This window comes from Rhodococcus sp. APC 3903, assembly GCF_030407755.1.
In the GTDB taxonomy this organism is placed as follows: Bacteria; Actinomycetota; Actinomycetes; order Mycobacteriales; family Mycobacteriaceae; genus Rhodococcus_F; species Rhodococcus_F erythropolis.
In genome coordinates this window covers 24,624-36,844 of the sequence record NZ_JASDCV010000010.1, presented here as the reverse complement: position 1 = coordinate 36,844, position 12,221 = coordinate 24,624, and the positions used below count along the sequence as shown (strand labels likewise).

Genomic DNA, 12,221 nt, shown 5'->3' with positions numbered 1-12,221 from the left:
GTGGACCCTCGAGATTCAGCAGGCAGTGATTCAGCAGGCGGCGATTCAGCTCTCAATGCACAGCGGCGTACTCGTGAGCTCGAGCAGTTGGCGAACGGCGATTCGGTTGACGTCCTGGTCATCGGCGGCGGAATCACCGGTGTCGGTGTCGCTCTCGACGCCGTGACTCGTGGGCTCAGTGTTGCGCTGGTCGAAAAGCACGACCTCGCGTTCGGCACCAGCCGCTGGAGTTCGAAACTGGCACACGGCGGCCTTCGGTACCTGGCTTCCGGCAATGTCGGTATAGCGCGTGAAAGTGCGGTCGAGCGCGGCATTCTCATGACGCGCACCGCGCCGCACCTCGTTCGCGCCATGCCTCAACTCGTACCGCTGTTGCCCGAAACGTCGTTCTTCGGGAAGGCCCTGGTGCGTACCGGTTTCCTGGCCGGTGACGCTCTGCGCATGTCGGCGCGAACCCCGGCTTCGGTTTTACCCAGATCACGGACGGTCAGCGCTGCGCGGGCGCGCGAATTGGCTCCCGCGGTCAAGCAGGAGAACCTACGAGGCGCCTTGACCGCGTTCGACGGGCAGCTCATCGACGACGCCCGGCTCGTCGTCGGCATCGCCCGAACCGCAGCGTCCTACGGCGCGCGAATCCTGACCCGCGTCGGTGCATACGACGTATCCGGAACGTCGGCCACCTTGCGCGACGAGTTGACCGGGTCCGAGTTCTTGATGCGTGCCCGCGTCGTGGTCAATGCGACCGGTGTCTGGGCTGATCAGGTCGACTCCAGCATCACCCTGCGCCCCAGCCGCGGGACGCACCTGGTGCTCGATGCAGCGCGATTGGGGAACCCCACGGCAGCACTGACCGTGCCGATTCCCGGCGAGACCAACCGTTTCGTCTTCGCTCTGCCCGCGCAGCTCGGCCGGATCTACCTCGGGTTGACCGACGAAGCAGCGCCGGGACCGGTGCCCGACGTACCGACGGCGTCCGAGGACGAGATCGACTTCCTGCTCGACACCGTGAACACGGCGTTGGAAGTTCCGCTGACCCGTGAGGACGTCTTGGGGACCTTCGCGGGTCTGCGTCCGCTGCTGGACACCGGTGAAGGCTCGACGGCCGACCTCTCGCGCAATCACGCTGTAGTCCGTTCGGACTCGGGCTTGGTCACGGTGGTGGGCGGAAAACTCACGACGTACCGCAAGATGGCCGAAGACGCCGTCGACGCCGCGGTCGAGGTCGGATCGCTGAGCGCCGGGGCGTGTCGGACACGCGCGTTGCCGCTGGTAGGCGCAGCATCACCGGTGGAATTGAAAAAGATCAAGGCACCGGCGTCGTTGGTGGCGCGATACGGCACAGAGGCCGAGGTCGTGGCCGCGGCGAGCAGCGATCGACTCCGATCGGTTGCGGACTTGGAGATCTGCGGCGCCGAGTTCGATTTCGCGGTATCGCATGAAGGCGCACTCGACGTCGACGACGTCCTTGATCGCAGGACGAGAATCGGATTGGTGGCTTCGGATCGCGAACGCGCACTGGGTGCGGCGGAACAGGCCTTTCACTCGGTGTGACACTCTGATCCGGTGCGTGTAGCCGTTGTTGCCGGGCCGGACCCGGGTCATGCTTTTCCCGCAATAGCGTTGTCGCTGGCGTTGATCCAGGCCGGCGACGACCCGATTCTGTACACGGGGACCCGGTGGGTCGAGGCAGCGCGAGCGGCCGGCGTGGAAGCCGAGCCTCTCAAGGGCTTGGCCCCGCGGCCGGGAGACGACGATCTTGATGCAGGCGCTCGGATTCATTCGCGCGCCGCCTATATTTCCACCGAACTGCTTCCCGACCTGAAATCCGTCTCCCCGGATCTCGTCGTCTCCGACATCCTCACCGCCGGAGGCGGATTGGCCGCCGAACGACTCGGCATCCCCTGGGTGGAACTCTCGCCTCACCCGCTGTACTCACCGTCGCGGGGGTTACCGCCGATCGGCAGTGGGCTCGCGCCCGGCATCGGAATTCGCGGTCGACTTCGCGACACCTTGATGCGCGCAGCGACCGGACGTTCGATCAAGCAAGGGTTGGCCCAGCGCTCCCAGGCCCGTGTCGGTGTCGGGCTACCCGCCCTGGATCCAGGCCCGAATGCTCGCCTGATCGCAACACTTCCGGTACTGGAAGTGCCGCGCCCCGACTGGCCTGAGCGCGCCCACGTCGTCGGACCGCTTCTGTGGGAGCCGACCGAGGTCATTCTGGATCCACCGCCAGGTGACGAACCGCTGGTCATGGTGGCGCCGTCCACGGCGCACACCGGCGCAGTGGGAATGTTCGAGGGCACGGTCGAAGGACTCGGCGGCGCCGGTGTGCGGCTGATCGCGTCGATGCTCGACGGAGCCGAAGGCGAGCATCCCGATTGGGTTCGTGCAGGTCTCGGACGCCAGGACGCGATGCTGCGTGACGCGTCGGTGTTGGTGTGCGGCGGCGGGCACGGCATGTTGGCGAAGGCCTTGCTGGCCGGCGTGCCGACGGTCGTCGTTCCCGGGGGTGGGGACCAGTGGGAGTTGGCCAATCGCGCTGCGCGGGCAGGGACGTCGGTGATCGTGCGGCCCGCAGATGCCCGCTCGATTCGCGATGCCGTACTGCAGGTGCTCTCCGACAAACGATTCGCGGAAGCTGCGATGTCCGCTGCCGCGACTGCGTCGCAGGTCACCGATCCGGTGGCGGTGTGCCGACAGGTGGTCAACGGCGGTGTGACGGCGTGAGCATGGTGCGCCTGAATGCAGGTGCACCGCTCTGTGGACTACGGTGGCGGCTGTGCGGTTGACCGAATTTCATGAAATGGTGCGCGAAGAGTTCGGGCAGGTACGAGGCGACTCGATGCTGATCGACCATGTACTCCAGAGTCTCGACGGAATGACTGCCGCGGAGGCCGTCGAAGCAGGTTGGGAGCCTCGCGAAGTGTGGCGTGCGCTCTGTGTGGAGTTCGACGTACCACCCGCCCGCCGCTGATTTTTTCGGCGTGTCGAACGTCTCTCATCTTCTGTTCGAACACGTGTTCGTCTATGCTGAAGCTGTTCGGTGGTGACGCTCCTTTCGTAACTGCGAACTTTCGGTTATCGACAAGCACAGTGATCGACAAGCGCGAAAGCAAGATCGAAAAGTCTGTCGGTGGCCGGATCTACTCTGATCGCAACACACCAACAGGGTCGGCTCAGGCAGGCGCTGAAGAGACGGAGTCTGCTCAGGCAGGCACTGAAGACTGAAACAAGGATGGGGATCACGATGGCACCACAGGCACCTGATCGGGACAAGGCACTCGACCTCGCGTTGGCGCAGATCGACAAGAACTTCGGCAAGGGTTCGGTGATGCGCTTGGGCGAGGGTGTTCGTCAGCCCATCGCCGTCATTCCCACCGGTTCCATCGCGCTCGACGTCGCGCTGGGTATCGGCGGACTGCCGCGTGGCCGCGTCATCGAGATCTACGGCCCGGAATCTTCGGGTAAGACCACCGTGGCACTGCACGCAGTTGCCAATGCTCAGGCCAACGGCGGCATCGCGGCGTTCATCGACGCGGAGCACGCACTCGATCCCGACTATGCAGCCAAGCTGGGCGTCGACACCGATGCACTCCTGGTCTCGCAGCCCGATACGGGTGAGCAGGCCCTCGAAATCACCGACATGCTGATCCGTTCGGGCGCCCTCGACATCGTCGTGATCGACTCCGTGGCCGCTCTTGTTCCTCGCGCCGAGATCGAAGGCGAGATGGGTGACAGCCACGTCGGTTTGCAGGCTCGACTGATGAGCCAGGCACTGCGCAAGATCACCGGTGCCATGAACAACTCGGGCACCACCGTCATCTTCATCAACCAGCTTCGCGAGAAGATCGGCGTGATGTTCGGTTCTCCCGAAACCACCACCGGTGGTAAGGCACTGAAGTTCTACGCTTCGGTCCGCCTCGACATCCGTCGTATCGAAACTCTCAAGGACGGTACCGACGCAGTCGGTAACCGCACTCGAGTCAAGGTCGTCAAGAACAAGGTCGCGCCGCCGTTCAAGCAGGCCGAGTTCGATATTCTCTACGGCCAGGGCATCAGCAAGGAAGGCTCGCTCATCGATATGGGTGTCGAGCACGGGTTCATCCGCAAGTCCGGCTCCTGGTACACCTACGAAGGTGACCAGTTGGGTCAGGGCAAGGAAAATGCTCGTAAGTTCTTGCTGGAGAACACCGATATCCGTGACGAGATCGAGAAGAAGATCAAGGAAAAGCTCGGTATCGGTGCTGACGTCACTGCAACCGACGAAGCTCCCGCCGACTTCTGAGTTCAGTCATGAGCTTCGACGACGGTGACAACGGCGAGAATGCTCGTGAAGAGTACGGCGCTCCTCGGCGTCGATCCCGTCAACGATCCGAGAAGCCGTCGCAACGCGCAGAAGGTGGGACAGAGGCGCAGGCCAAAGATGCTTGCCTGCGCCTTCTGACCGACCGGGCGCGCAGCCGCTCCGAACTGGAAACCAAGCTGAGCGGACGCGGCTTCGAACCCGAGATCATTACCAAGGTCCTCGATCGACTCCAGGAAATCGGGTTGATCGACGACGCGGACTTCGCGAACCAATGGGTTCATTCGCGGCATACGTACTCGGGCAAGGGAAAGCGTGCGCTTGCAGTCGAGTTGCGGCTCAAAGGAATCGACCAGGACGTCGCTTCCGAAGCGTTGTCGCAGATCGATCCGGAAGATGAGCGCGAGCGAGCAGCGGAGCTGGTTCGGCGGAAGCTGAAGAACAAGCCCGTCGATGATCGTGACAAGGTCACGCGTCGACTGGTCTCGATGCTGGCACGCAAGGGATATTCAGCTGGGATGTCGTACGAGGTGGTCAAAGCCGAGATGGCGGCGGTCACCGACTCCTAACGAAGTGCAGCATTCAGAACAACAGGGCGGGGGTACCACCGAAATTCGGTGGTACCCCCGCCCTGTTGTGTATTCGCGCTAACGCGGCCGGATTCGACTCACGGCTCCATCTGATTCACGGCTTGGTCAGGTCCATGCCCGGAACCGAAACGGCTGGGTCGGCGGACGGAGCCGCGATGGGGCCCTTGCCCTTTCGCTTTCCGGAACGCAGGCGCTTCTCCACCTTGGTTGCCAGGAAGGTCAGAGCCGAGTTGAGAGCGATCATAATCGCGGCGACCACGATGAGCGCCGGCAGGAAGTTTCCGTAGAAGGTGCCGAGCTGTTGGGCCTGACGCACCAGCTCGACATACCCGATCAGGTAACCGAGGGCGGAGTCCTTCAACGCCACGACCATCTGTGAAATCAGTGCCGGGAGCATGGCGGTAACCGCCTGGGGGAGCAGGATCGTCACCATGATCTGCGTCTTGCGCATGCCCAGTGCCTTGGCGGCCTCACTTTGCCCTCGTGGGAGTGAGTTGATTCCGGCACGGACGATCTCGGCGATCACTGACCCGTTGTACAGAGTCAGACCCACGACGACTGCCGCGAGTGCGAGGTACTTGGACTTGAAGACCTCGTATTCGGCGAACACCTGATACGAGAAGATCATCAGAATCAGAACCGGTACTGCTCGGAACAATTCGACGATGACGCCGCAAATCTTCCGAATGATGTTGTGCTCGGAGAGTCGGCCGATACCCAGGGCAGAACCGAGGATGAGCGCGAAGACGATGGACATCGCAGCCGCGATCAGCGTTCCCCGGATGCCGGGTATCAGATACGTTGTCCACGACGTGGATTCGAGGAACGGATCCCACTTCGCTGCTGTCAGCTGGCCCTTTTCGTCGAGTGCGCGGTAGATGACGTAACCGATTGCGACCATGAGTGCAGCGACGACAAGGGACGCGAATCGGTAGAGATTTCGCGCTCTGGGGCCTGGCGCGTCGTAGAGGACTGTTGCGCGGTTGCTCATCGTGAAACCTCGAATCGCTTGCTCAGCTTGCCGAAGATCAAGCCCATGGGAAGTGTCAGGATCACGAAACCGACAGCGAAGATTCCACCGACGACGAAGATCGCCGCTTCGTTTTCGATCATCTTCTTCATCAGCGCTGACGCTTCGGATACGCCGATCACCGCGGCGATGGTCGAGTTCTTGGTCAGTGCGATCAGCACGCTACCCAGCGGTGCTGTGACCGCGCGAAATGCCTGAGGCAGGACGATCAGCCGAAGATTTTGTGCAAACGACAGACCGAGTGATCGGCCCGCTTCGGCCTGGCCGACCGGAACGGTATTGATTCCCGATCGAAGTGACTCACACACGAACGCGGCGGTATAGACACTGAGGCCGAGTACTGCGAGTCGGAAGTTGTTGTCTGTCAAGAACGTCGGTGAGTCCGACTTGGCGAGATTGACTCCGAGCGTCTGCGACAGACCGAACAGACAGAACAGCAGAATCAGTGTCAGGGGGGTGTTGCGGAACACGGTCACGTACGCGGTACCCAGGAATCGGGCGACCGGAACCGGTGACACGCGCATGGCCGCGATCAGGACACCGATGATGACGGCGCCGATCGCGGAGAAGAACGTCAGCTGGATCGTGGTCCAGAAGGCTTCCAGAATCTGGTCGCCGTACTTGCTCAGAAGGTTCACTTGCCGTCTCCCCAGATCACGGGATCTCCGTTGGTGGCGTCACGCGCTGCGGCTCCCGAAATGGGGAGCCGCAGCGAGATTGACGGTGAAAAAAGCAGGTCAGTAACGATCAACGGTGGGCGGGGCCGGGATCGGGTAGCCCGAAGCACCAACGGTGTTGTTGAAGGCTTCTTCCCACGCGCCGGTGGAGATCATCTTCTCGATGGCATCGTTGATCTTGCCGCGACCCTCGGAATCGTCCTTGGCCAGGCCGACACCGTACTTTTCGGTCGTGAACGGTTCTCCGACGACCTTAAGCTCGCCCGGGTACTGGGCAGCGTAGCCGGCGAGGATGATGTCGTCGGTGGTGACAGCGTCGACAGCGCCGTTGCGCAGAGCCTCGACACAAGCGGAGTAGGTGTCGAGCGGCTGGAGCTGGACGTCCTTGGCGTAGTTGTCCTGGATGTTCTGCGCCGGAGTCGAACCCGACACCGAGCAGAGCTTCTTGCCGCCGGTCAGGGAATCGGGGCCGGTGATGTCGGTGTTGTCGGAGCGAACGAGCAGCGACTGGCCTGCGATGAAGTACGGGCCGCCGAAGCTGACCTTTTCCTTGCGCGTGTCGGTGATCGAGTATGTCGCGACGATGTAGTCGACCTCGCCGTTCTGGATCAGGGTCTCGCGCTGGGCTGACGGAGATTCCTTGAAGGTGATGCCTTCGGGCTTTACGCCCAGTTCGTTTGCGATGTAACGGGCTACCTCGACGTCGAAGCCGGAGAAGGTGCCGTCAGGGTTGCGCTGACCGAGGCCGGGCTGATCGAACTTGATGCCGACGGTGAGAGTGCCGTCGGAAGCGCTCTCAGTGATCGACTTGTTCTCCTCGCCGCCGCCACAGGCCGTGGCAGCGAACGCGATGGCCATGATTCCGATTCCGAAACGGACGGAACGATTGATCTTCATGAAGATCCTCTCAGTTGTCGACACACGAACAGTGCAGTCGAGATGAACGGTGCAGCCGAGGTGAACGGTGCAGTCGAGCAAGTTGTCTTGTGGACGAGGACAGGACTGTCGGAGGGGAGACTGTAATCAGTGCGTGAGGATCTTGCCGAGGAAGTCCTTGGCCCGATCCGACTTGGGATGGGTGAAGAACTCTTCGGGCGTGGTGTCTTCGACGACCTGGCCGTCAGCCATGAACAGCACACGATCGCCGGCTTTGCGCGCGAAGCCCATCTCGTGCGTGACCACGAGCATGGTCATGCCTTCCTTCGCGAGGGAGGTCATGACGTCGAGGACTTCGTTGACCATCTCGGGGTCGAGAGCGGAGGTGGGCTCGTCGAACAACATCACCTTCGGCTGCATCGCAAGAGCGCGAGCAATGGCGACACGCTGTTGCTGACCGCCGGAAAGCTGCGCCGGGTACTTGTCGGCCTGATTGGCGATACCGACACGTTCGAGCAACGCCTGCGCGGTCTTCTTGGCTTCGTCCTTTTTTGCCTTGCGGACCTTCATCGGTGCGAGCATGACGTTCTCGAGGATCGTCTTGTGCGCGAACAGGTTGAAAGACTGAAAGACCATCCCGACGTCGGCACGAAGTGCGGCAAGTGCTTTGCCCTCTTCGGGGAGCGTCTTGCCGTCGACGGCGATGGTGCCGGAGTCGATGGGTTCGAGGCGATTGATGGTGCGGCACAGAGTCGACTTACCGGAGCCCGACGGACCGAGGACGATCACCACTTGGCCCTTGGGTACCTCGAGATTGACCTCTTGCAGGACGTGAAGTTCCCCGAAGTGTTTGTTCACCGAGGTCATCGAAATCATGGATGTGGAATCGCCGGAGGTGGTCGGCGTCGTCGCATCGTCGGCTTGGGTCATAAACGAGAACCTTAGGCGTAGTTTGCGTCGACGCCCGTGATTTCGCCATGGTTCTTGCCATATGTAATGGAAATTTTACTGTGACGACGTTTATGTCGCGTTTCGGCTGTTTATCAGGGCGTTATTACACGTCGTAGTGGACGTGAGCTAGGCTGAAGCGTGTCACTGATCGACGAAATGTCCCCTGCACTTCCGGAGCCGACTGCAGTTCCGGAGGCAACTGCTACGCCTGTTCGCACCTACGAGGTGCGGACGTACGGCTGTCAGATGAACGTCCACGATTCCGAGCGACTGTCCGGTCTGCTCGAGGACGCCGGGTATTCGAAGGCGGCGACCGGAACCGATCCTGATCTTGTCGTCTTCAATACGTGTGCGGTCCGCGAGAACGCGGACAACAAGTTGTACGGCAACCTCAGCCAGCTCGCCCCGAACAAGGAGGCGAACCCCGACATGCAGATCGCGGTCGGTGGGTGCCTGGCGCAGAAGGATCGTGACACCGTCGTCAAGAAGGCGCCGTTCGTCGATGTCGTCTTCGGCACTCACAACATCGGCTCGCTTCCCGCGCTGCTCGACCGTGCGCGTCACAATCAGCGCGCCGAGGTCGAAATCCTCGACGCACTCGAGGCGTTTCCGTCGACACTGCCAGCCAAGCGCGAATCTGCTTATGCAGGTTGGGTTTCCATCTCGGTGGGCTGCAACAACACGTGCACGTTCTGCATCGTTCCGGCCCTGCGTGGCAAGGAAGTGGATCGACGTCCCGGCGACATCCTGGCCGAGGTGCAGGCACTCGTCGACGAGGGTGTCTCGGAAGTGACCCTGCTGGGACAGAACGTCAACGCCTACGGCGTGTCGTTCGCCGATCCGGAGCAACCGCGCGATCGCGGAGCCTTCGCCTCCCTCTTGAAGGCGTGTGGACACATCGACGGCCTCGAACGGGTCAGGTTCACATCGCCGCACCCGGCAGAGTTCACCGATGACGTCATCGAAGCGATGGCAACCACTCCCAACGTCTGCCCGCAACTGCACATGCCGTTGCAGTCCGGTTCGGACAAGGTTCTCAAGGCGATGAAGCGCTCGTACCGCAAGTCGAAGTACCTCGGGATCATCGAGAAGGTGCGCGCCGCAATGCCGCACGCCGCCATCACCACGGACATCATCGTCGGGTTCCCGGGGGAGACGGAAGAGGATTTCCAGGAGACGCTGGACGTCGTGCGTAAGGCGCGATTCTCCAACGCCTACACCTTCCAGTACTCCAAGCGCCCGGGCACGCCGGCGGCGGAGATGGCCGATCAACTCCCCAAAGAGGTTGTCCAGGAACGCTACATGCGATTGCTCGCGGTTCAGGAAGAAGTGAACATCGAGGAAAATCGCAAACTCGTCGGCACCGAGGTAGAACTGCTGGTGGCTGCGGGTGAGGGCCGCAAGAACGCAGCGACTCACCGTCTCAGCGGTCGCGCGCGAGACGGCCGCCTGGTGCATTTCCGACCCGAGGGAAACCTCGACGGCACAATCCGACCCGGCGACGTGGTGACGGTCGTCGTCACCCACGGAGCACCCCATCACCTCGTGGCAGATGACGGAGTGCTCACACACCGTCGGACCCGCGCCGGTGATTCGTTCGAAAAGGGCATCACACCCAAGACCCCGCCCATCGGCGTAGGTCTCGGACTACCGAAGATCGGTGCCCCAGCCCCACAACCCGTCCAGATGGGATGCAACGCATGACCTCGCAACACGAGAACAAGACACCTCAGCCGGGCGACGACGCCTTCGAGGGCTACCGCAAGGACCTCGACGACGCGGAACGCAAGGTCGCGGGAGAAATCGATCCGGGTGCGCGCGCCATGGTTGTCGCGGTTGCGGTGCTCGTGCTGGTCGGCACACTTGCACTGCCCCATGCGGGAGTTGCGAACGGCTGGGATGTGCTCGCGTACAACCAGGACGCGGAAAGTGAACGGATTGCACTGTTCTCACGCTTGTTCGTGTGGTTCGTTGTCATCTTCGGCATCGGATTCTCGATGCTCGCACTCGTGACGCGGCGCTGGAGTCTGGCGTGGGTCGCGCTGGCCGGTAGTGCCGTGGCGAGTGCGCTGGGAATGATGGCCGTCTGGTCACGTCAGACCATTCCCGCCGGATTCAACGTGGCAGGACCGTCGATCGGGCTGGTCATCGGATGGTTTGCCGTCGTGTTCTTGACGTTCCATTGGCTCAAGGTGGTCTGGACGCGAACCAACATTCAGCTCGCCGCCGAGGAGCAACGCCGGATCGCTGCGGCTGAAGCCGAGAAGCATCAGGAATGGAACGTCGGCTGACACGGAAGTTCTCTTAGCCAATAGCGCAAGACAACGCCGGCTGACTCCTTTCGGAGTCAGCCGGCGTTGTTGTCGTACTCGTTTGTCGTCTGCTACTCGCTGACAGCGCTCTCGGCTGCTTCGGCCCACTCACGCCACTGCTTTGCCTGAGCGAGAGCCTTCTCGGCGTCCTTCGTCTTGCCGGCAGCCTGAGCCTTGGCGGCCTGCTCCTCGAACTGGCTGACCCGCTCCTTGAACTGCGCGACCCGGGCAAGTGCTTCCGGATCGGTACGACGCCACTCGGCGTCGACGGCGTCGCGCACCTTGGTTTCGATGGCCCGGAGCTTCGCTTCGAGTTCCTGCATCCGGTCGCGCGGCACCTTGCCGATCGCGTCCCACTTCTCCTGCAGGTCGCGCAGCGCTGCACGAGCGTTCTCGAGTCCGTGTGCCGGATCGATGTTCGCGTTCGCAGCGAGCAGCTCTTCCTTTGCAACCGCGTTCTGCTCGAATTCGGCGTCGCGCTCGGATGCAGCAGCGTTGCGTGCGGCGAAGAACACGTCCTGAGCGCCCTTGAAGCGCTTCCACAGGTTGTCGTCGGCCTCGCGCGGTGCGCGGCCGGCAGCCTTCCACTCGCTGAGTAGATCGCGGAATTCTCCAGCGGTCTGTCCCCATTCAGTGGAGGTCGACAGCTTCTCGGCGCGCTCGACCAGTTCTTCCTTCGTCGAACGGGCGCTCGCACGATCACGATCGAGTTCGGCGAAATGCGCTCCACGCCGTCGGTTGAAGGACTCGCGAGCCTTGGAATACCGCTTCCACAGTGCGTCGTCGACCTTGCGGTCGATTCCGCGAATCGTCTTCCACTCGTCGAGAATCTCGCGCAGTCGATCACCCGCGGTCTTCCACTGGGTCGACTCCGAACCGATCTGTTCGGCCTCGACTGCGAGGGCCTCCTTGCGGGCGGTGCTCGCGGCGCGGGACTGTTCCTTCTCTTCCTTCGCGTGCGCTGCGGCCTCGTCGGACCCGGCAACGATCACGTCGAGTCGGCGGCCCAAAGCGTCGAGGTCACCGATCACGGCAGCGGTGGAGAGGGATTCGGACAGAGCGATGGCGGCAGCCTTGGTCTTCTTGGCGTCTCCGGCGCCCGACGTCAGACGAGCCTCGAGTAGTGAGACCTCGGTCGCGAGGTCGTCGTAGCGACGACCGAAATGGGCGAGGCCCTCGGTGGCGTCGCCGGCCTGCCACGAACCGATCTGGCGTTCACCGTCAGCGGTCTTCACCCAGGCGGTTCCGTCTTCCTCGACGCGGCCGAACTTGCTCGGGTCGCTGGCCGGCGCGGCGGTGACGGCATGCGAGGCTGCCGGGCCGGGGCGAGGTGCTCCGGGGCGGGGCGCACCGGGGCGTGGTCCACCAGGTTTGGGAGCACCGGGTTTGGGTGCTGCCGGGCTCGGGCTGGCCGAACTGCTGTCGGCGCCGGTGGTGGGTTCACTGTTCTCGGTCATCGGTCCTCGTCTCTGCCGCGCGTCA

General features: G+C 62.5%; 12 protein-coding genes. 7 read left to right on the top strand and 5 right to left on the bottom strand.

The genetic code is table 11. The features are described 5' to 3' along the window. The 5 genes from QMA15_RS15770 (at position 1) to recX (ending at position 4,872) form a co-directional block, all read left to right on the top strand. Complete coding sequence (locus QMA15_RS15770) at positions 1 to 1,551, top strand: glycerol-3-phosphate dehydrogenase/oxidase (RefSeq protein ID WP_046378471.1); 1,551 nt, start codon at positions 1 to 3, stop codon at positions 1,549 to 1,551. 12 nt (positions 1,552 to 1,563) lie between these two features. Beyond that, positions 1,564 to 2,727: a nucleotide disphospho-sugar-binding domain-containing protein gene (locus QMA15_RS15765; RefSeq protein ID WP_070385262.1), complete on the top strand. Its 1,164-nt coding sequence runs from the start codon at positions 1,564 to 1,566 to the stop codon at positions 2,725 to 2,727. Positions 2,728 to 2,779: 52 nt separating this feature from the next. Further along, positions 2,780 to 2,974, top strand: a complete 195-nt coding sequence (locus QMA15_RS15760) for a DUF3046 domain-containing protein (protein ID WP_003942185.1) — start codon at positions 2,780 to 2,782, stop codon at positions 2,972 to 2,974. A gap of 273 nt (positions 2,975 to 3,247) precedes the next feature. Then, positions 3,248 to 4,285, top strand: coding sequence for a recombinase RecA (recA, locus tag QMA15_RS15755; protein WP_007735170.1), 1,038 nt, complete (start codon positions 3,248 to 3,250; stop codon positions 4,283 to 4,285). 8 nt (positions 4,286 to 4,293) lie between these two features. Continuing rightward, a complete protein-coding gene (recX, locus tag QMA15_RS15750) occupies positions 4,294 to 4,872 on the top strand; it encodes a recombination regulator RecX (RefSeq protein ID WP_020907522.1) in 579 nt (192 codons plus the stop codon). Between the two features lie 115 nt (positions 4,873 to 4,987). Here recX and QMA15_RS15745 read toward each other — a convergent pair whose 3' ends face one another. The 4 genes from QMA15_RS15745 to gluA form a co-directional block, all read right to left on the bottom strand. Continuing rightward, positions 4,988 to 5,884, bottom strand: a complete 897-nt coding sequence (locus tag QMA15_RS15745) for an amino acid ABC transporter permease (protein ID WP_007735172.1) — start codon at positions 5,882 to 5,884, stop codon at positions 4,988 to 4,990. Next, complete coding sequence (locus QMA15_RS15740) at positions 5,881 to 6,561, bottom strand: amino acid ABC transporter permease (protein WP_019748198.1); 681 nt, start codon at positions 6,559 to 6,561, stop codon at positions 5,881 to 5,883. The genes QMA15_RS15745 and QMA15_RS15740 overlap by 4 nt, the downstream gene beginning before the upstream one ends. A 99-nt stretch (positions 6,562 to 6,660) precedes the next feature. Beyond that, positions 6,661 to 7,497 carry a glutamate ABC transporter substrate-binding protein gene (locus QMA15_RS15735; RefSeq protein ID WP_020907523.1) on the bottom strand — a complete coding sequence of 279 codons (837 nt, stop codon included), beginning with the start codon at positions 7,495 to 7,497 and terminating at the stop codon, positions 6,661 to 6,663. A 126-nt stretch (positions 7,498 to 7,623) separates the two neighbouring features. Next, positions 7,624 to 8,352, bottom strand: a complete 729-nt coding sequence (gene gluA / locus QMA15_RS15730) for a glutamate ABC transporter ATP-binding protein GluA (protein ID WP_007735175.1) — start codon at positions 8,350 to 8,352, stop codon at positions 7,624 to 7,626. Between the two features lie 231 nt (positions 8,353 to 8,583). On the opposite strand from gluA, the gene miaB reads away from it, so the two are divergent. Further along, a complete protein-coding gene (gene miaB, locus QMA15_RS15725; RefSeq protein WP_070385302.1) occupies positions 8,584 to 10,131 on the top strand; it encodes a tRNA (N6-isopentenyl adenosine(37)-C2)-methylthiotransferase MiaB in 1,548 nt (515 codons plus the stop codon). Further along, a complete protein-coding gene (locus QMA15_RS15720) occupies positions 10,128 to 10,718 on the top strand; it encodes a hypothetical protein (RefSeq protein WP_020907525.1) in 591 nt (196 codons plus the stop codon). Before miaB ends, QMA15_RS15720 begins: the two co-directional genes overlap by 4 nt. 92 nt (positions 10,719 to 10,810) lie before the next feature. Here QMA15_RS15720 and QMA15_RS15715 read toward each other — a convergent pair whose 3' ends face one another. Beyond that, complete coding sequence (locus tag QMA15_RS15715; protein ID WP_020907526.1) at positions 10,811 to 12,196, bottom strand: DUF349 domain-containing protein; 1,386 nt, start codon at positions 12,194 to 12,196, stop codon at positions 10,811 to 10,813. Positions 12,197 to 12,221: the final 25 nt, after the last annotated feature.